This window comes from Bacillus sp. IS1, from assembly GCF_032461585.1.
GTDB classification, from domain to species: Bacteria; Bacillota; Bacilli; order Bacillales; family Bacillaceae; genus Bacillus; species Bacillus velezensis.
Map to the genome: position 1 here is coordinate 50199 of NZ_JAWCWR010000005.1, position 19054 is coordinate 69252.

At 41.4% G+C, this 19054-nt stretch carries 27 protein-coding genes and 2 pseudogenes; 4 read left to right on the forward strand and 25 right to left on the reverse strand.

Translation table 11 applies throughout. The features are described 5' to 3' along the window. Positions 1-75: 75 nt before the first annotated feature. The 6 genes and pseudogenes from racE to RUW00_RS16990 all read right to left on the reverse strand — a co-directional run bounded on the left by racE (position 76) and on the right by RUW00_RS16990 (position 3760). Positions 76-894, reverse strand: coding sequence for a glutamate racemase (gene racE / locus RUW00_RS16965; RefSeq protein ID WP_012118125.1), 819 nt, complete (start codon positions 892-894; stop codon positions 76-78). A gap of 7 nt (positions 895-901) precedes the next feature. Further along, the gene (locus RUW00_RS16970) at positions 902-1342 is read right to left on the reverse strand and encodes a MarR family winged helix-turn-helix transcriptional regulator (protein WP_014418574.1); all 441 of its coding nucleotides are present in this window, start codon (positions 1340-1342) and stop codon (positions 902-904) included. A 186-nt stretch (positions 1343-1528) separates the two neighbouring features. Continuing rightward, positions 1529-1615 (reverse strand): annotated as a pseudogene (gerE, locus tag RUW00_RS16975) (spore germination transcription factor GerE); the annotation flags it as partial. A 31-nt stretch (positions 1616-1646) separates the two neighbouring features. Then, positions 1647-3173: a recombinase family protein gene (locus RUW00_RS16980; protein ID WP_315956684.1), complete on the reverse strand. Its 1527-nt coding sequence runs from the start codon at positions 3171-3173 to the stop codon at positions 1647-1649. A gap of 139 nt (positions 3174-3312) precedes the next feature. Further along, positions 3313-3540, reverse strand: coding sequence for a LexA family protein (locus tag RUW00_RS16985; RefSeq protein WP_073982288.1), 228 nt, complete (start codon positions 3538-3540; stop codon positions 3313-3315). Further along, positions 3533-3760, reverse strand: a complete 228-nt coding sequence (locus tag RUW00_RS16990; protein WP_069013557.1) for a WYL domain-containing protein — start codon at positions 3758-3760, stop codon at positions 3533-3535. The genes RUW00_RS16985 and RUW00_RS16990 overlap by 8 nt, the downstream gene beginning before the upstream one ends. Before the next feature lie 107 nt (positions 3761-3867). On the opposite strand from RUW00_RS16990, the gene RUW00_RS16995 reads away from it, so the two are divergent. After that, the gene (locus RUW00_RS16995) at positions 3868-4056 is read left to right on the forward strand and encodes a hypothetical protein (protein ID WP_073982289.1); all 189 of its coding nucleotides are present in this window, start codon (positions 3868-3870) and stop codon (positions 4054-4056) included. Positions 4057-4073: 17 nt separating this feature from the next. Here RUW00_RS16995 and RUW00_RS17000 read toward each other — a convergent pair whose 3' ends face one another. The 4 genes from RUW00_RS17000 to RUW00_RS17015 form a co-directional block, all read right to left on the reverse strand. Then, on the reverse strand, positions 4074-4397 hold the full coding sequence (locus RUW00_RS17000; protein ID WP_073982290.1) for a hypothetical protein: 324 nt from the start codon (positions 4395-4397) through the stop codon (positions 4074-4076). Between the two features lie 119 nt (positions 4398-4516). Next, on the reverse strand, positions 4517-4930 hold the full coding sequence (locus RUW00_RS17005; protein ID WP_073982291.1) for a hypothetical protein: 414 nt from the start codon (positions 4928-4930) through the stop codon (positions 4517-4519). A gap of 40 nt (positions 4931-4970) precedes the next feature. Beyond that, complete coding sequence (locus RUW00_RS17010; protein ID WP_073982292.1) at positions 4971-6053, reverse strand: hypothetical protein; 1083 nt, start codon at positions 6051-6053, stop codon at positions 4971-4973. A gap of 676 nt (positions 6054-6729) precedes the next feature. Continuing rightward, the gene (locus tag RUW00_RS17015) at positions 6730-6864 is read right to left on the reverse strand and encodes a hypothetical protein (RefSeq protein WP_262975063.1); all 135 of its coding nucleotides are present in this window, start codon (positions 6862-6864) and stop codon (positions 6730-6732) included. A gap of 272 nt (positions 6865-7136) precedes the next feature. On the opposite strand from RUW00_RS17015, the gene RUW00_RS17020 reads away from it, so the two are divergent. Continuing rightward, positions 7137-8957: a T7SS effector LXG polymorphic toxin gene (locus RUW00_RS17020; protein ID WP_315956719.1), complete on the forward strand. Its 1821-nt coding sequence runs from the start codon at positions 7137-7139 to the stop codon at positions 8955-8957. 12 nt (positions 8958-8969) lie between these two features. After that, a complete protein-coding gene (locus RUW00_RS17025; RefSeq protein WP_073982309.1) occupies positions 8970-9410 on the forward strand; it encodes an SMI1/KNR4 family protein in 441 nt (146 codons plus the stop codon). Positions 9411-9567: 157 nt separating this feature from the next. On the opposite strand, the gene RUW00_RS17030 is transcribed toward RUW00_RS17025, so the two are convergent. The 3 genes and pseudogenes from RUW00_RS17030 to RUW00_RS17040 form a co-directional block, all read right to left on the reverse strand. Next, positions 9568-10290 carry an NPP1 family protein gene (locus tag RUW00_RS17030; RefSeq protein WP_073982310.1) on the reverse strand — a complete coding sequence of 241 codons (723 nt, stop codon included), beginning with the start codon at positions 10288-10290 and terminating at the stop codon, positions 9568-9570. A gap of 194 nt (positions 10291-10484) precedes the next feature. Next, a pseudogene (locus tag RUW00_RS17035) lies at positions 10485-10565 on the reverse strand (peptidoglycan-binding domain-containing protein); the annotation flags it as partial. A 127-nt stretch (positions 10566-10692) separates the two neighbouring features. Further along, positions 10693-11193, reverse strand: coding sequence for a hypothetical protein (locus tag RUW00_RS17040; protein ID WP_073982311.1), 501 nt, complete (start codon positions 11191-11193; stop codon positions 10693-10695). 81 nt (positions 11194-11274) lie between these two features. Between RUW00_RS17040 and RUW00_RS17045 the strand changes: the two genes are divergently transcribed. Continuing rightward, on the forward strand, positions 11275-11490 hold the full coding sequence (locus RUW00_RS17045; RefSeq protein ID WP_017417298.1) for a hypothetical protein: 216 nt from the start codon (positions 11275-11277) through the stop codon (positions 11488-11490). A 13-nt stretch (positions 11491-11503) separates the two neighbouring features. On the opposite strand, the gene RUW00_RS17050 is transcribed toward RUW00_RS17045, so the two are convergent. From RUW00_RS17050 to RUW00_RS17105, 12 genes are all read right to left on the reverse strand, one after another. Continuing rightward, positions 11504-12661 carry a peptidoglycan-binding protein gene (locus tag RUW00_RS17050; RefSeq protein WP_315956685.1) on the reverse strand — a complete coding sequence of 386 codons (1158 nt, stop codon included), beginning with the start codon at positions 12659-12661 and terminating at the stop codon, positions 11504-11506. A gap of 54 nt (positions 12662-12715) precedes the next feature. Further along, the gene (locus RUW00_RS17055) at positions 12716-12979 is read right to left on the reverse strand and encodes a phage holin (protein WP_017417521.1); all 264 of its coding nucleotides are present in this window, start codon (positions 12977-12979) and stop codon (positions 12716-12718) included. 15 nt (positions 12980-12994) lie between these two features. Continuing rightward, complete coding sequence (locus RUW00_RS17060; RefSeq protein WP_014470540.1) at positions 12995-13264, reverse strand: hemolysin XhlA family protein; 270 nt, start codon at positions 13262-13264, stop codon at positions 12995-12997. Between the two features lie 72 nt (positions 13265-13336). Beyond that, positions 13337-13531, reverse strand: coding sequence for an XkdX family protein (locus tag RUW00_RS17065; protein WP_014470541.1), 195 nt, complete (start codon positions 13529-13531; stop codon positions 13337-13339). Next, positions 13521-13985, reverse strand: a complete 465-nt coding sequence (locus RUW00_RS17070) for a hypothetical protein (protein ID WP_073982173.1) — start codon at positions 13983-13985, stop codon at positions 13521-13523. Before RUW00_RS17070 ends, RUW00_RS17065 begins: the two co-directional genes overlap by 11 nt. Positions 13986-14003: 18 nt before the next feature. Beyond that, entirely contained in the window at positions 14004-15224 is a 1221-nt protein-coding gene (locus RUW00_RS17075) for a hypothetical protein (RefSeq protein ID WP_073982174.1), read from the reverse strand. A gap of 14 nt (positions 15225-15238) precedes the next feature. Continuing rightward, positions 15239-15868 carry a hypothetical protein gene (locus tag RUW00_RS17080; RefSeq protein WP_073982175.1) on the reverse strand — a complete coding sequence of 210 codons (630 nt, stop codon included), beginning with the start codon at positions 15866-15868 and terminating at the stop codon, positions 15239-15241. Then, a complete protein-coding gene (locus tag RUW00_RS17085; RefSeq protein ID WP_254654634.1) occupies positions 15865-17049 on the reverse strand; it encodes a baseplate J/gp47 family protein in 1185 nt (394 codons plus the stop codon). The genes RUW00_RS17080 and RUW00_RS17085 overlap by 4 nt, the downstream gene beginning before the upstream one ends. Beyond that, on the reverse strand, positions 17033-17389 hold the full coding sequence (locus RUW00_RS17090) for a DUF2634 domain-containing protein (RefSeq protein WP_073982177.1): 357 nt from the start codon (positions 17387-17389) through the stop codon (positions 17033-17035). The genes RUW00_RS17085 and RUW00_RS17090 overlap by 17 nt, the downstream gene beginning before the upstream one ends. Then, positions 17386-17733, reverse strand: a complete 348-nt coding sequence (locus RUW00_RS17095) for a Gp138 family membrane-puncturing spike protein (RefSeq protein WP_073982193.1) — start codon at positions 17731-17733, stop codon at positions 17386-17388. The genes RUW00_RS17090 and RUW00_RS17095 overlap by 4 nt, the downstream gene beginning before the upstream one ends. Further along, positions 17733-18701 carry a phage protein gene (locus tag RUW00_RS17100; protein WP_073982178.1) on the reverse strand — a complete coding sequence of 323 codons (969 nt, stop codon included), beginning with the start codon at positions 18699-18701 and terminating at the stop codon, positions 17733-17735. Before RUW00_RS17100 ends, RUW00_RS17095 begins: the two co-directional genes overlap by 1 nt. After that, positions 18685-19044, reverse strand: coding sequence for a phage baseplate plug family protein (locus RUW00_RS17105; protein WP_014470549.1), 360 nt, complete (start codon positions 19042-19044; stop codon positions 18685-18687). Before RUW00_RS17105 ends, RUW00_RS17100 begins: the two co-directional genes overlap by 17 nt. Positions 19045-19054 lie beyond the last annotated feature (10 nt).

A 19054-nucleotide genomic window follows, 5' to 3' on the forward strand; every position in this document is an offset into this window, starting at 1 on the left:
GATGTATACGAGCCCTGTCCGGGAAATAGACCGGGAAGCGCAAAAAAACCCGCCGTAAACAGCGGGTTTTTTGATTTATTTTCTGACCGGCTCTTGAAGGGAGATGCACTCGACATGGCCGATTTCGTGGCCGAACCAGTCTTCGGCAATTTTTGCGAAGCCGTTCCGCTCTCCCGTTGTAAGAAATTGATGCTCCGGTGCATGTTTCGATTGGTTTAACAAACCTTTATAAGACAAGATGGTGCTCACTTCTCTCGCCGTCTCGTCTCCGGAGGAAATGATTTTCACATGCTCCCCCATATAGTTCTGAATCGGATCTTTTAAAATCGGATAATGCGTACATCCTAAAATCAAGGTGTCAATTGATGTACCTTTTAAAGGCTCAAGCGATGCTTCAACCGCTTCCTCCGCTGATTCCTGAAGAAACCGTCCGCTTTCCACAAACGGCACGAGCAGCGGACAAGCCGTGTTCTCAACTTGAAGTTCTGCGTTTAACCCGAGCAGCGCCTGCTCATACGCTCTGCTTTTAATGGTATTGACCGTGCCGATGACGCCGATATGCTGGTTTTTCGTGACCTTTATCGCCGTTCTCGCACCCGGCTGAATGACTCCGACAACCGGAATATCCGTTTTGCGCTGAATATCCTCCAAGGCAATGGCCGTGGCCGTATTACAGGCGATCACGAGCATTTTGATATGGTGGTTTTCCAGCAGGTAATCGGTCATTTCCCACGTGTATTGAAGAACTTCTTCTTCAGGACGCGGGCCGTACGGGCAGCGTTTTGTATCTCCCACATAGATGATATTTTCCTTCGGTAGCTGTCTCATGATTTCCTTAGCAACGGTTAACCCGCCAACCCCGGAATCAATGACTCCTATCGGCTGTTCCAACAAAATCGCCTCATTTTCTTTTCATTTCATGCTGCAGTTTCAATAATGATTTTTCGAAAGCGGCTGTTTCTTCTTCGGAAAATGTCGCAAACATATCCCGCAAATAAGCCTGTCTTTTCAAAATCACTTCTTGGATAATGCGCTCTCCTTCAGCGAGAAGATGAATTCTGACGACCCGTCTGTCAGCCGGGTCTTTGACCCGCTCGACAAGCTTATTTTTTTCCATGCGGTCTATCAGATCCGTCGTCGTGCTGCAAGCCAAATACATTTTGGCTGATAATTCGCCTATTGTCATATCCCCCAATTCATAAAGCCATTGAAGCCCCACGAATTGCGGCGGTGTAATTGCATATTGGTTAAGGATTTCTCTTCCTTTTTGTTTAATGATCGCAGCGATATGGCGGAGTGATTTTTCGATATCCGCAACATGCTCTACAGATTTTGATGTCATTTGTCCATCCCTCACTCAAGGATCTTTCTGGGCTATGCGCTCCGTGTCTATTTTCCTTCTTTTTTTAAGAAAATGCAAGACTGACGGAGAAAAAGGAAAAACCGGGATTTTCACCGCATGCCCAACAGCCCGGGCGCCAACGCAAATAACCGGCTCCTTCTCGAAAAGAAGGAAAACCGGCAAGAATCAGAGCTCTAGCTCACCCATTCTAAGAAGCTCGACAACAGCTTGCGAACGCCCTTTCACACCTAACTTCTGCATGGCATTTGTTATGCATATCTTTTGCAAACATAAATGAGAATGATCACTGGAATTTATAATGAAAATCAACGGTTCCATCTTCATGAATGACCAATTTTTCGATAAGCGCATGAAACGCCTCATACAAATCCTGTTCCTTTTTCTTTAGGAGACTGAAGGCGATTTTAATGTTGGTAATGTCAATTGATTCTTCTTCTTCACGCTCAAGCAGAAACAGCTTATCATTTAACTGTTCCAATTGATCCTCGATCTCTTTCCGCTTGGATTGGAATTCGGCTTTTGAGATCATTTGGTCTTCGAGAAATAATTCCAGCAGCCGTTTATGTTTTTTCTCAGCTGCTTCAATTTGAACTTTTGTTTCTCTGATCCGCCGTTTCTTTTTCTCTTCATAATCTGATTTCACATTCAGTTTTAACTTACGGCCCTTCTCCTTGAGCTTTTCAATGACTATTTCGCGTAAGTCTTTGTACTGGATGGGCGGGTGAGAAATACACATGTTTTTCCCTCCGCGTCGGTAGGCGCTGCACTTCACATAATTGTGCTCCACTTTTACGCCGTCTTTCTTCCTGCGTCTATAACTGAACAGAATGACCATGTTCGCGCCGCAAACACCGCACTTCATTAAGCCGCGAAGTTCGTTTTTCGGATTGAAACGCCGTTTTTTCAGCACATGCTTTTTATTATTCGCCTTTTCGTAATCTTCCAGTGTAATGATCTTCGGCGCCCAATCTTTATAAATCGTCCATTTTTCCTCTGGGTTACGGATGAATTTTTTTCGCCCCCCGATTTTCACTTGAGTATACCGGTTTGCAATGAACACACCGCAATAGATCGGATTTTGTAAAATCCTTTGAACAGTTGATAGTTGCCATCGCTCATTCTGCTGAGGCTTGGGAATATTGCCGAGCAGCAATTCTTCATTTAATTTGTGCACAACTCTCTTTTGGCCGTAACCGTGATTATTGTATAAATCAAAAATCATGCGAATCACTTTTGCTTGTTCTTCGTAAATTTCAAGAAACTTGCCGTTTTTCTTATACCCATACGGAACCCGGCCTGAATGTTCCCCGCGCCTTGCTTTCGCTGCGAGTGCGCTACTTGCTGAAACCGATATTGTCTGTGGGTATTGAGCAGCAAACATGGAAAACATTTCGAACTTCATTGAGTTTTTTCCTTCATATAAACTGTCATATCCCTCTTCCAGCGTAACTACACGAACGCCGTGCGCCAGCAAAACCTCTTTTATATCTAGCGCATCCTTCAGATCCCTTGCAAGCCGGCTGATGGATTTAAATACAACCATTTTCAATTTGTGATTCTTGGCCTTGTTTAAAATTAACTGCATGGCTTTACGGTCGAGAAGAATTGTTCCACTTATACCATCGTCCAGCTGGATAGCCTCGTCTTTCCATTCATAGTTGTTTTTTTCAATCCAGTGATGGCATATGTCTATCTGGTTTTGTATGGATGTTGTTTGGCTATCCTTTTCAGACGAAACCCTGGCATAAACCGCGTAGGGATAATCTTCATATCTGATCAATTCCTCTGTGTTTTTTTCCTCAAAAAACAAAATATCACCCCGTTTGCAAAAGGTACATTTTTCAAAATTATATCATAATGGTTGCGGGCAGCCTACAACTTTCACGAACGTCAGTTCTTGTCCAATTTTATGCTGGCGCGGAAAAAGTGCAGTCAATAGAAAAAGAGCTTCAAAATTGCTGAGCTCTTTTTTCTAATTTCAGCGTACGCGGGCAACCATTCTGCCACGTGATGTAATTCTTCTCCTTTAATTTGTCGAGATGCCCCTTCACTGTGCTCGTAGAGCTTAAACCAAGGTGTTTCATTAACTCCCTATAAGTCGGAGCCACACCGTGTTCATTAATGAAATGAATAATCGCTTGCAATGTTTCGGATTGCCTTTTCGTCATATCACGCATGATTCCTTACCCCTTTTTTATAGTTGACCGGGGCAACGGCAAGAATATTGTCTATCCTAAATGTTTTTGTCTGCCTACTCTTAAAACAAAATGCCCGGATAAAATTCTGTTTTACCTGATGCACTATGATGGTTCTTTTCGAGACTGTCCCATCAGCTTTTATATAGATCATGTCCAGTGCTGACTTTTCATTTAACGAACGATTTAACAATGCTTTCATGCTGCTGCCCCTCCTTATTTACTATCATCATATACGAACTTTTGTTCTATTTTAAGTTGAAAAGGGAATGTTTGTTCTGGTATTATTCTCTTCAGGAGGTAATTCAAATGAATGACTTTGAGAGGAAAGTATATAGGATCATCTTAAACATGACCCGCTTTGGAAAAAATCCCTCCATGGAACAATTGAAAAGGAAAACCGGGAAAGATGAACAGACGATCCGTGATGCGGTGAAAAATTTGATGAGGCAGCGCATTTTGAAGTGGGATAAGCTAAAGAAAAAGTGGATAATATAAAAAAGCCCTAAAGGGCTTTAAATTGTTACACCAAAAAACTTTGCAATGGTTGTTAGCGACCCAATTGTCCCAATAGCTCCTTGTATTAACGGAATTATCTTCTTTCCTTTTTCTGAATCCTTTTTATCGATTGCTTCTTTTAATTGTTGTGTCATAAACTCTATAGTATCTCGTTTGTTCTCATCCTGAATTTTTTTGACTTCAGTTAAGAGTTCTTCATATGCTTTATCAATCTCTTGTTTTTCTGTAATAGTTACTTTATTGAATTGGTTATGATCTCCCATTACATTTACATTGTCTCCGTTAACACTAACATCGCCGATATTTCTATGATCATTCATATGATTTCCTCCAAAATACATAGTAATGTGTGGCAATAGCCCTTTGTCTAAAGTCTTCTCAAAATTTGGTGACATTTCCTTAAGAATATTCACTGCGTCTTGATCAAACAATCCATTATCTATGATAGACACGGGACCAGAACTTTGTCCTCTATTTCTGTTTCTTTCCTTGGTTTTAGTGCCACTGCTTTTTTTTTTATCGATGTTTTGTATTCCGGAGAAAATTCAAAAACCGGAAAAATGCAATCTGCTGTTATTTCATGCTCTTCATGACAAAGTTCATTACAATAAACAGTCTTTCCATTAACTAAATCAGGGAAATCATCAAGTGTGGCTATCGTATAATAGCATTCAGGGCACCTTATTTCCCATTTTAAGTTCAACTTGTTATCCCTCGATAACTCTAATAGCCTACCGAAAACCACTGAAAGGGGTATATCTGTGTCCCTAGATACAATAGTGGGGTAAAAGCTCTTTATCATTGATCTGGCTTTATCTTCAATCCAATAATCAACTTCCCATTTATCCGACACAACAGATCCCTCCTTCAGTTTAAAAGCTGTGTTAATAATATCATATAATTATTCTTTCGCGCACATAATTCATTACATTTTCTGTAGCCGGTGTAACGAAATAAATGCTGTTCACTCTTAAGCCTACCCTAATAGTATATTCCTCAACAGTACCAGTTTCCGGTTCTCTGAAAGGGAAGCGAATAAATCCAGTCTGGTGTTGCAAATAAGGTCTTAAAAAATCATAAAGGGGCTGACCTCTTAACTCTTTATGAGACCCCATAGATACCTTTTGAAGTCCTGTTAGGATTATTGCCGTAAAAGGCGTTTCCAATAAGTTTTCTCCGAAAATTTTCTGGGCCTGTTCTAAATTTTGTCTTAATTGCTCTAAATCATTTTCTCCAAAAAATTCATCCAAAGCTGCTAAAATGTTGACTGTCGCTTCTGCTTGCTCGTCTGAAAATTCTTCCAACAAATATTCAGGCTTAGATATTGTATCAATTACTGCTCCGTTAAGTGCGTCTGCAAGTTTTTCAACATCATTACCAAAAGGAGCTAAGACACGTTGTTGCTCCATGAATTTTTCTTGTCTTAGCATTCTAAAAAGTACTGAAGTGATTTCTTTTGCAGCTTTATGATCCGTTCTTATTTCGACAATTCCCTTTTCTTCATTCACATAAACTGTGCACATTTTAGTTAAAGGTCTTGTTTCAACCTCACTATAGTAGTCCCTAACGTCTCCTGATTTATAAATAAACCTTAAGTAATATTCGCCCTCATTATTGCCATCAGCAGCAGCAAATAAAACTGGTTCATTTGTAAGTTCATTACGATCAGGTAAATTAACTGTATGAAATGGATTAAAACTCAGACTTTTGATTATAAGATTTCTTGCACCTACAAGGGAATCCTGAGCTTTATACCATGTTACAGTCGTTTTTCCCGAAAGAATTCTTGACTTTACAACGCTTAATGCCTCATCTTGAACGTCTCTATCTCCCTTTATTTTTTCCCAAATTCTACTGGATAGGTCGTTTATAGTTCCGTCAGTTGGCAAACCAGCTTGTTTACAAATATCAACTAATGAATCCTTCGGTAATGTTACGATATCTTTTATAAGTGATATATTCTGAATTGATTGCAATTATACCCCTCTTTTTTGTTTTTAATGCAATTATACACCAAAACAAAGAAAAATTTGGATATTTTTTAAAGGTTTTTTAGTTAAGTGGCAAACGTACGACAAACACAAACCCTTCTCATCTCGAGAAGGGCTTCATTCATCATACGGTCGGTATTACTTCCGGCCGGCTTCTAATTCTTTTTTAGGGCTTGTAATGTCCAAACAAAAACAATGTGACTTTTCGAACCTTTTAACGGCTAGAGCTTTCCAAAAGTCATAAGAGTGCTCAACGGCTACCGAGTGATTTCAGGCAGCTCTTCCGCTGCAGTCAAAACTTTTTCCTGGATAAAGTTAACTTTTGCGCTTTCTTTCATGTCGTTTTTCTGAACAAATCATAATAAGACCTTTAAAAATTGTGAGGATCACAGCCAAATATAAAATTACACTCGCTATCATTCCCGAAAGCGACAAGTTTTTAGAATCAATAGCGACAAGGCCAAATAACATTATTAGAAGCATGGCCATTTCTGATGTGCTGTACTTGCTGAGATAATCTTTCATTCGAAAGTGGATGAGTTACAGTATACCGCAATACGTTTTTGCGGCATACCGCAATCACTTTTAATGTATACTGAGTGTATATTCGAGGAAACAGGGGTTTCCCCCCTTGAAAACCTTGAAACCTGCAGTTGCGCTTCTAGCTTTGCCGGCGGAAGCGCTTTTTCTTTTTCTCTCCTCGCTGCTTCTTTTCATTTTGGAAGATGTCATAAAGCTGTTTGCATATTGTGACAATTCCCGCAATCGAAAGTACCCAGTTTCTAAACTCATCCACTTAACCACCTCCTAACACAAGAATTATACCATTTTTATCCGAGACACCAATATATTTCATAAAAAAACCACTCTAAAGAGACGGATGCTCCGCTAGTCATTTTTACCCAACCACTTAAAATCTGCTTTCTATCAACTTTATTCAAGAGCAACACAAGGAATAAAGACGCAGGCCAAATGATTCATTTTTCCTTTTCAATCGTACAGCGACCATTTCCTTCATTCTTCCATGGTAATATCTTGTTGAAGCTTTTTAAAAGAAAGGATATGGTCATGAAAGTTTTTGAAGCAAACAGCTTGTTGACCGCTGCCAAACAGCGTGCGAGTGAATACAAAGAACTGCGCGGCCAGATGGTCAATCTAAAAAAAGCGTTTCAAGGTATGGCTGACCTCGGTGACAGCGACTTTTCAGGCCGGGGCGCTGACAATATCAAAGCCTTTTTCCAAGACCACGCCGGCGTCACAGACAGCTGGCTTGATCTGATCGATATGAAAATCGCATTTCTCACAAGCCTTCCCGGTAAGGTCGAAGATGCCGGACTTGCCAATTCGCATGTGGAGGAATCATTTCTGGAGCATGAGCTCACCCACGCCCTCAGTAAATCAAAGGCGATTATGGAAGAGCAGAAAAAGGACATGCGCTCCATCCTCGGAGAGATTGAAGACATCATCTCGCTCGAATTGTTTTCAACCGAAAACACGGATCAGAAGCTCTCTTCAGCTGACAAAAAAAGAAGCGAAACAATACATAAGCTCGGCAAGCTCGATCACGATCTAATGAAAGAATACGCAGAAACCGAAGCGAACGAACAGTTCATCCAAGCCGACTTTGAGCAGCTCCAAAACGCCACAGGTAAAGGAAAAAACGCCACGCCGCTTCACTACAATGCCAAGGCGTACCGCGAAAGCGACATCCATAAGAAAAAAGGCGATATCGCAAGACATTCGGATGCTTATTTGACGATTAAAAAGGAAGAGGCGAAAGAGCGTGAAATCAAGGATCTGAAGAAAAAGCTGGCTGATGGTGTAACCGACCCGGATGAATACTTAGAAATCGCCAAAAAGGTTGGCTATGAGAATCTCACCCCTGAACAGCTTGAATTTGTTTCATTTCTGGAACAGCGTAAAGCTTTCATGGATAATGGAAAAGAAGCATTGCAAATCATAGGTGATGGCGCCAAAGGTCTGCTTGTTGGTGTATACGATCTTGCCAAGGATACCGGTGAAGGAGCACTTCAACTCGGACAGAATATCGGTTGGACAATTGACAACTTAAACAAAGATCCTCAAAAAGTTCTGGATACTGTTCTGGAATACGACTATCTAGGTGTCTTTCAAAGTATGGTTGACACATTGAAGGATGATTGGGATAAAAAGATGATTCATGGCGATGCATATACACGGATGCACTATGTTACTTACTTGGGCGGAAGTCTTCTGTTATTGAAAGGCGGAAAGTCCTCTGTCTCAACAGGTTCGAAAGATCTTGCTAAAGTTGGGAAAGCAGCTAGTGAAAAGATTAAGAATAGCAATCCATCTGGCAAACCTTATGTTAATCGATATACTCCTGCATTAGAAGGGATTCTACAAGACGCCGGGAATACTATTAACGTTAAAAATACACCGCTTTTAAAGAGATTAGTTCAATCAAAGGATGATTTGTTTACTAAAGCCGCACCTTATACTTACACAGATGAATACGGAAACCTCAAAACAGTTAACTTAAAAATGGGTCATCTTAAAAACGAAAAACATCCTAAAACTGGAGTTCCATATGATAAAGACGGTTTCCCAATTTTCAAAGCAAAATTTGATACGAAGATTGACTCAAATCTTTATAAGGAAAGCGATTATTTACAATTTAAAGATGCAACCTTAAAATTAAAAGAAGAAATTGAAACGGATCCTTTAATTAGAAATCAATTCAATGACCTTCAAATCGAGATGATTAAAGCAGGCGAAACACCGGACGGTTATACTTGGCATCATCACCAAGAACCAGGGAGGATGCAATTAGTTGACCAAAAGGTGCATCGGAAAACAGGCCATACAGGAGGCCGACACCTTTGGGGTGGAGGAAGTAAGAACAGATAGGAGTTGGACAATATGACAGAGTGGAGATTTGCCGAAAAACCTATTGGGGAAACAACTGTTAAAAAAATCGAAAAGGCATTAGATGTTAAGTTCCCTAACGACTACATTACAACTATATTAAACAACAATGGGGCACGCCCAAGTAAAAAGATATTTGACTTTGAAAATACAAAAGGTGCGGTTTTTAATCGATTACATGGTTTAACTGAGGATAGTTCAAGTTTTATTTTAGAGATCTTTGAAGATTACCAGGATGGAAGAATGCTTTCAGGAATAGTTCCTTTCGCCTGTGATCCTTTCGGTAACGAAATCTGTTTCGATTATCGTCAGAATAAAGAGAACCCCTCCGTGGTATTCTGGGATCATGAAATTGCATATGAAGATCCTGATGGAGCTTTGAGTCATATATGTGATTCATTTAGCGAGTTGGTTAATAAGCTATACAAGGAATAAACGGATAAATCCCTTCTCATAACGAGAAGGGATTCTTTTATTTTAGTGGGGATTCAAGTTGGGCTTTCGTTTTCGGTCCGTAACTGCCTCTTAATTTCAGTAGAAAAAAGAGCCCTTCTTTAAGTAAGGACTCTTCTCAATTTAGAATTATCAATTTTTATTTAAACCAAGCTTTCTTTAAATTGTTGGTGAAATTACTATCATTAAAAGGAACATTTGCTTTACCGAAATCTGCTGTATTTAATGCATTCCTTGCGGCAGGAGTTAAATCTTCCCAACCGATTAACGGTTGAGTGCCACCTACAACACGATCGCTCATCATCAATTCGTGGTTGAGTGGCCACGTGCTGTCATAGGCAATCAAAGGATGAGTACCATCTTTCATGTTGGTTCCGCTTGGTGCTACATTTGTGAATTTTCCATGTCCAGAATATGCAATGGATAAAACTTTTGGATTTTGATTTGCTGGATTATCAACCCATACAACGATTCCTTCCCAGTCATGTCTGTGACCTAAGCTTGGAGAGGCTTCATCTTTAGGAAAATACCAAGAATACATAATTGCCCAAACCCCATTGTACCATGCAGAGCGTGAATATACTTGTCCAGTATTTTTGCTGCAATGTCCTTCAGGCGCTCCAGTAGGCTCTAAACCGCCACTTGTATTACCTTGCGCATCTACTGCAGGAAAAGGAACACAACCGCTATAAACCTTTAAATATGGTTGAAAACGTTTCGCCGCTTTTTGACCAACAGTTGTAGGCGTCACCTCTCTAAAGCCAACAACCTTGTCATGATCGAGTACTGCTGCATTTGCTGTTGAAACAATGCTAATAGAAGTGAATACAGTTAAAAACAGAGCCAAGAAAAACTTGTTCACTTTACCAACCCCTTTTCAAAATTTAGATAATTATTAACTATCATCATTTTGAAATAAATTCAATATAAAATTTAAAGTTTTACAATATTTGCTACGAAAGTATTATTTGAATTTTCTCATGTCTTTAAATTCGGTAAATAATATTCACTTCAAAAACGTTCACAAGCCCCATCCATTAGGTACAGAGCTTTTTGTCATTTTAGTAACTTTTCCAGCTTGGCTTTTGTAGCAGGCCCGTAAATGCCATCAGCAGTCAGGCCATACATTGACTTAAAAAACAAAAAACCCTTCTCGTCATAAGAAGGGATTCATTCATTATACGGACGATACTTCTTAACGCTCTGGATCTTTTTTTCAGAGCTTATACATTCACCAAGAGGAAAATCAGGCATTTACCTGCTTTTAGAACAACAATAGATTAATAGCATAATAAACACCATCAGCAATTATTTTGGCCGATCCCCCGCCAATCTTACCCTTCAAAGCCTTAAATAGCTTGTCCGAAATCATATGTGCAGTAACATCGGGAAGTTCAGCTATTTCATCTATCTTATCTGCTATGTAGCCTGAATTCTTTTTAAATGCTTTTGCTGCTTTAGCGTCGGCATGTTTTAATATTTGGCCAACCGCTGCTCCGCCATGTCTAATTCCTAAGGAGACTGTATTTGCAGCTAATTTGACTAGAAAGCCTTTAATGCCGGTAGTGTGGAACACTGGCTCCTCACTCTGTTCCTCAGCCAAATTGTTCACAGTGTTAGTTTGAACATTAACACTCTGTGTTGTTCCTTTAGTCTCAGTTTGACTATTAGGAGTTGCGGCACTTGCAACGCTTGGTAATAGTGTTGATACTAAAAGTAGGCCTGTGAGAGACAGAATAATTACGCTTGACATAATCCTTTTCATTTTACCACCTCCTTCCAATATAGTATTATATACTAAAATTTATAATTTTTGTTTAAAATTAGTTAAAAAAGGAGACTTATCATGAGAAAAATTTACAATCATATGAATGTTGACCAAAAAAAGACTGCTATTAAATTGTTTAAAGAGGATTTAGAAGAACTGAAGAAGGAGCAGAAACAGGAAGGTGAAAAGGGTTACCCTCGGGTTGTAAGAGATGCAATTGAGGAAACTATACAACGGTACATACAAGATATAGAATACCTAACAAATGACTTAAAACAAAATGAGCAGGCCTAATGCCTGCTCATTTTCATTTCAAAAGCGCTTCGATCTTCGCTTTTGTCTTCGGCCCATAGATGCCGTCAGCAGTTAACCCGTACATAGATTGGAATCGTTTGACCGCGTTTGCTGTTTTCGCGCCATATGCGCCATCAATCCCGAAATTCTTTGCGGTCTTATCGGGGTAATAATGAAGAGCCGCCAGCGCTGTCTGAATCTGTTTTACAGCCTCCCCTCGGGTCAATGGGCTTGTGACTTTAAAAATGCCAGCAGGCAAGCTGAATTTTGATTTATTCTTTGTTTTGGGCTTTGCTGCAGCCTTCTTTTGTCCGCCGCTTTTCAGCTCATTATCACTCTTAATATAGGAGACATTCACATATCCGTGAAATGTCTGGCCTTTAGAATTTGTGTACTCAACATACCCCCATCCGTTGACAGTTGATCCAAGCTGATATTTTACAACCGTGCCATTCGGCAGGTTAAGCACCATGGAAGAAGAGGCGCTCCGTTGTGTACGTAGAACAAGGCCATCACTTGAAACCACCGTGTTTTTGATGAATCTTCCTTTATCTGTATGGGTAACATCTGGATTTGATACAACTGGCACCGTTACAACCACGCCGGCCATTCGCTTTTTAACACGGGTCTTAAAATCGGCAAACCCTTGAGAGTTGCTTACCCACGGCGCCGGGCAGATTTTATGTGTAATATCGTAATGTCGAACAATATCATTGGTTGGGTCAAGTTTATACATTTTGCACAGCTCGGCACAAACTTGTTCTGCACGAGCAATGGTATCCGGATGGAAAGTGCCGTTCTTTTCAATGCAAAGCTCCACGCCTACAGATAAGAAATTCGCATTCGGTTTCAGCGCCGCGACACCCCGGTAAGGCTGCCCGTTAACGAATTGCTGAACGTCATTCGCATGATAGGCCACCTCATTCAACGGAATGATGCAAATAGCCTCTGTACGATCGACAAAGATATGTGCAGATGCAAAGGTCTGTTTTTTCTCAGATAGATTCCTGTTCTGTGCAGGGAGCGTTTGACCAAAATATCTATAATGATTGGCAGCAGGCGCGCCGGGGTTTGCCGTGTAATGCACGGCCAGTTTCTTCACACCGTTGTTTTTAATTCCTGGCCGCGTCCATTTATTAATATCAATATATTGGTTTCTGTATGCTGACATAAAAATCTCTCCTATTCTGTTTTGAAATATAAAAAGGCCGCCGAATGGCAGCCCTCACTTGGTCAAATCGTGCTGTTTTAAAACGGCTTTTTGCTTATGGCCTTTTTCAGTCACATAGTTGTTTTTGAACCATGCGACCAGCGACATGATGATCGTAAACCCGATGGAGCCGCCTAAATAAACCGCGTCCGCAAGGTCATTGACTTGGTCATCTGCAATCGGTAGCACGTCCTTACCAAACATCACTAAAACTTGGTTTACCAGAGCAATAAAAAGAAGCACAGTCCGGACGACTGTACCTTTGTCGAATTTTTCCATATGTTATTTTCCTCCTTATTTTTGCAACAGGTTATACATGATCGCGATAGCCCCGCCGATAAAACCGGTGCTAACTGCCGTTATTATAGCCCCTGTGATGGTCCGCTTGATCCAAGTCGTATTTTCATCAATTTTGTTCAGCTTTTCGTTTAATGAAATGATTTGCTGATCATGCCTGTCTGAAGAACGTTCAAGGACACTTACCCGCTGTTCAAGAGTCTTTTGCCCGGCTTTAACCTCTGTAATTTCTTTTTGTAAAGCATTCACTTCCGGTACCTCCGTCATTTGTGACATTAGTACGCCCCCCTTTTATCTATCTCATACGTTTCACCTCCTTCGAGGCAAAATAAAAAAGCCTTATTTATTGGCTTCTGTTTGTTCCTCGTATGGTTGCCCTGTTACTTCCTGAAACTGATCCGGTGTAACATACGCAGCAGCCACACCCTCTTTCATATCGTCGATGGTACAATCGTTAAAACCCATTGCCTGCTTTACCATTGCGGTTGTCGCCCACTTGTAGAACAAGGCATAAACCCAGAAATTAAGATTCACTGGTCACCCCTCCTTCCAATTCCAATACTTTAAGCTTTAAGGCAGCAAGCTGTTTACCCATTGAAACATTTACTGCTTCAGCCTGCTTTCGTGCTATGATTTCATTTGTAAGCTGCATCCCAAGAGCTTGCTGGCCTTCTTCAGCTTGCTTTCTTGCAAGCTCTTCGACCGAAAGTTGTTGCCCGATCTTGTAAAGCTGATCTTTAACTGGATCGGGATCGGTAACTATCTCTTTTTTCAAGCTGTCTTTATATTCTTGATCAGCCGTTTCGATCCAAGTATTCTTTTCTTTATCAAATTTAGGCCGCCACATTCCCACACCATCAGCCGATAATGGTGGGATGTCCGTAGCGTTATCAGGCATCTTATACTCTCCGGTTTCCGGATCGAGTGATAATTCAGCCGGCTTTCCAATATAAATATTGTCGCTTCCGTAAGGGAATATCAGTTTCATGAAATCACCTTCCTTTCTTTAAGTTAGTGGAATATTTATGTCGATATAGTAACCGTTGGCCTTTGATTCGGTTGTTGCCATAATACCAGTAATTTTCATGTCGCCTGAAGCGTATACAATTATCTTGCTGTACCCAGTTGTTCCGCTGGTTGCAACCAATTTCACCACACCTTTACTTGGAGCGCAGGAAGTGGGTATGCTGCCGAAGACAATTTCCCTGTCAGTAAGAACATGACCATTTAAGTGAAGCGTATTCCCTACTTTTCGATATTGAACAGGTCGATCCCCTGTTTTGGCACCGTTTTTGTACGTCACATCTAACCAAGGAATATCAATGTCAGTAATAAGCTCCCGCCAACCCGTAAACTCACCTTCCTTGTGAATTGTTGAAATCCATGTACGGTTATCATAAGAGCGTGTGGCTACTATTTTTTTTAATCCTTGTGGCGGAGCCAAGTCAGCAGGCACATCCGATATATCATAATAATACCAAGCTGCATCATCATCACCAGGATGGTTTACAACGCCGGCACCAAAATAAAAGCCTGTCGGATAATCAAAAAGATTCTGCCCTTTCATTATTTTTATTCGTTGCCCGTCTTGTGTTGTCAGGGGATAGAGTTGCCCGCCATTCCATTTGTCCCTTTCCACTTGAGAAATATGGCGAATGCCGTTGTTATCGTGTTGGCGAAACGCATAATAGTCGGCCTGTTTCACATTATCAACGTTGCTAAGCCCGATCTGCTCCTTTGTAACCTCATGTGGATTATCTCTCCGGGCAGCCAGTTCATCAGTATATGCTTTAGCGTTTTCTTCAGCAGCATCAGCTTTGTTTTGGGCTCCTGTTGTCGTTTCCTTCGCATTCCAGTTAGTACGCTCTGTGGCTGTAATATGCCGGTCATTATCCTTTGTATGGGCGTCAAAATCGGCTTTGGAAGCCTGCAGTACATTGTCAACGTTACCGAGTCCTACTTGTGCTTTGGTTGTCTTGTGTGGGTTGTCAATTCGTTTTTCGTGCTTGTCAGTATAAGCTTTGGCATCAGATACAGCAGAAGAAACATCTTCCTTCGTTGCTCCGATCGTTTGCAACTCTTTCAGAGCCTGATACGCTGTATATTGATACCAGTTAAACCAGTCTGCCGGCGGGTGGTCCATCGGCTTATACCCTTGATCAATGGACGTTTGCGGCGGCCGCTGACCGGGGTTCCCCCATTCTGGTAATTCTTTTGTAAAAGGCATATGCTTCACACTCCTTAAATTGGTAACGGGTAATCATCTTCTGGCCGGAAGATGCCCCCCAGGGTCCCGCCGTCTTTTCCATCAGAAGAAAACCCATATTCGCTTGTTTCTTTGGTGCTGGCTGATGATGAAAAACAGAAAGTGCCGTTTAAATCCACATAAGCAACTCGAACCCCCGCAGCCACCGTTTTTTGAACGATGTTAGAAAATTGCGTTTCGCTCATTCCTACCTTACTTAATGCCTCGATCGGCGCCTTTTTCACAATGATTGCAGCTGGTTCATCTTGATTGTTCTCCTTGCTGCTCACAATATTTATTTCACTCGGCTTGCAGTTCAATGTTTTCGCCAGCGCTTCAATAATCCGGTTCGTTGTCCCGTCTGAGGCATTCCGGGCTACCTTTCCACGAATGAGCACGCGGTATATTTCATCAGTGGCCCGGCCCCGATTCTGAGCAACGTTATCCCCAAGAAGGTCCAGCGATTTCCCGCGCGCCGCGTCAATATCCCGCCATTGTTCCGCCGTTGTCAGTGAATTTTTTAATGCTGTCAATTGTTCATCAACAATTAAAAAAAGCTTCCCGATATTGCTCTTTTCGTCTTTCAAGAACGCATCAGTCAGCTTTCCTATTAAATCTTTGATCATATCAGATTCACCACTATTTCAGAGAAGTGAACTTGCGCAACTTCTCTCGGTTCAATTGTAATATTTGACTGACTGAGAGCCGCCGCATCCTTCCCGATTTCTATAGTTACATCTGAAACCCCATTCACCTGATATACAGCGTTAAAAAGTTGCGAAAGAATAACGTCATCACCCATCTGCGAGCCGGTAAAAGATGAACCATTTTCATCAATCCCACCAATTTTATATACGAGATTCTTTTTGATCTGATTCACGCCGTCAGCAGGAAATGAAGCGTTTGTTTTTAAATCAAGCTGCACATAAATCTTTACTTCTTTTGCAAAATCAAATTTGACATCATGATCCAAACCACTTGCATCCGTAATGACAACTGATTGTTCTCCGACTGTTTCAATACCAGCCGCCACGCTGTCAAACAGAGCTTGGGCCACGTCTACTTTTGTTCCCCCAAGAACATAAGCATGAATGCTTTTCGGTGGATTTCCGTCAGCATCCGTTTGCATGGTATTGTTCGCGACTATATTCGCTGAACGAACGCCCGAAACGGCAAGCAATGCCGAAATAATGCCGCCATTCGTAGAAGCAGAACTGCCCTCAACAGACTTTTTAATCCGTGCCCGGAATTCCGGATCAGATTCCTCGTCAGTACCGCCGGAAGCAGCTTCCGGATTATTCACTGAATAAACGCCTTCTAACGTCTCGGCCTGTTCAGTAATGGTATTGGCCGCGACATTGTTAATAATCCCTTTAGACAGCGACACAGCCGCACCTGTTCCCGTCCCATCATCCCCGATTACAACATCCTCGATTAGTTCGAAATAAATACCGGATTCCGTTGTATATTGGGTTTGTTCTTCTATGACGAAACCGGGTTCCCCAGTAAAAAACAGAGTAGTGACCGCCTCGGCTGCCGGCTCCCGGCTTATACCGAAATTACTTCCCAACCTGTCCAACTGAACGCCCTCCGATTTACTGACAAAGCCGCTATTATAAACTCGCTCTGCAATGTCCCAAATTCCCGCCAAAAACCAAGCAAAAATACGTAGGATAATGCCTAATGGCGTTTTGCTTGACGTATTTATATCTTCGCCAAACAGCTCCTTCGCTTTGTCCTCCATGCCGTCAAGAAGCTCCGAATAGGTCTGCCGTTGGAATCCTGTTTCATCAAGCAAGATCAACACCCCCCAGTTCGATTGTTTGGTCATCCTCTTTCTTCATTTTCAAGTGGACAGATAGGTTTCGAGTCTCTTTATCATGAGAAAACTCAACCGATTCAACGCTCGCAATGCGCTCGTCTTGTGTCACAGCATTAATAATGTCGTATTGCGCCTCTTCTTGGTCAAAGCCTTTCCCGAGAATGTTACTCCGATCCAAGCCGAAATGTTCATCCAGAGTAAATTCCCCTAACCGTGTTTTCAAGGTTAATTCGACTGATTGAGCAATTTCCTCGTTCCCCTCGACCATCTGAAGAGTGCCGTTTTCAAAACATAGATCACCGTCTACAAGCTTGAGCGTTTTCATCCTTCCCACACTCCTATGACTACCGGATCATTGATACTGTGCGTTCGTCGAGAATCAGGATCAAACGTTTTGTTTCCATCCAAGTTATCAAGGGATCTTTCAGCGAATGAAACAAAGACCGAGGAACCAACCTTTATATCAGGCTCAACATGCTTTAAAACTGGTGCATGTTCGATCAACGGGTATTCATGAAGGTATTCACCATCATTCATAAGGAACAACAATTGCAGATCAGCAGTATGCTTTTCCGCATTGTATTTCACAACGCGAGCCGGGGCCAGTGTATGGATAGATAGTTTGATTCTTTTCTCAAAAACATCGAAAAACCTCGTCGCTTTACTCATTACATCACCTTGCATTCTGTGAAAAAGTCTCTTCCATCAAACGAATGGGTGCCTTCTTTCACTCGATATTTTCCTTTTGCTGTTTTGCTGTTGATTTCAATAATTGAAGCAACAGCGATACGGTGCTGAAGAAGACACTTCACCTTATAACCTTTGAAATTATCTTCCTCAACCTGCTCAGGTGTCTCAATTAGCCCAGTGGCCTCTTCTAATTTGAAACGCTCATCATCGCCCTGATTAAGTGGGCGAATAACCGGTTTCCCTCGTCGATAGTACATAACGGCTCCGGCATCATGTATGACTTCTTCTAAATTATTTTCTATTAAGCCAGTCACCCGGTAACCCTTTTTGTACACCTTATTTTTCGGCAGGATAATGTTTTTCACTTTAATTCCGAGAACGCGCAGCAGTTTATCTACAATTTGCCTCGATGTAGTTCCTGCTTTAAAAGTAATCTTCATGTATCGTTTGCGATACCTAACCTCTTCCCGCGTCCCGTAATTCCTGACAGTCTTGTACGTTCGGCCGTTTTTGTCTTTCCTGACAGTAACAACCGGTTTTGCAAGCTTATATCTTTTTTTGACATAATATTTCTCAGCAGGATCAGCATTGGCGGTTGTCACTTTCATATGGGTATAATCGTCACCGTCTTTTGAATAGATCGACGTCACCTTGTCCAAGCCGCTCCAATTATTCAGAACCTTTGTCACTTTGCCAATCGTCAAAACGCCGTAGTCGTCCCGATAACCGGCCTGAACCGTTATCGTGCTGCCTTTTTTTATCTTGTTGATCGAATCTTTGCTAAGATTATAAATCTCAACTTTTGTTTCATTGGGTTTGAAATCATCATCAAAGGGCACTTCAAAATGAATTTCTAAATCCTTGTAATCAAATGTGATCTGCGAACTGCCGTTATCAATGGTTATCTTGACGACACGGCCAAACAGTTTTTTATTCGTCGTCGCCAATGTCATCCCCCTCCGATCCGTCAGCTACATCATCAATATAAAGAAACACGGTTTCCATGAAATTCTTATATGTAACCCGTGTTTCTGAATTTGATTCATCTAAAGGGATAAGGGCGGGAGCCGGCAGATTTTCATTTACAATGTCATCCCACAAAGGAACATTGAGTATAAGCTTCTCGCCCAGAACGATAGGCGTCATATCCTGCTCATATAAATCCAGTGAAAAACTATCATCGGATTGATTGTAATTTATACGCAGAATAAACGTGTCATCCGCTAAATCAAATTCGAACTGCTGCGGAATATCCTCTTTATCAAAAGGAATATAGTCCCTCGTAGCCATTTCCCGTACC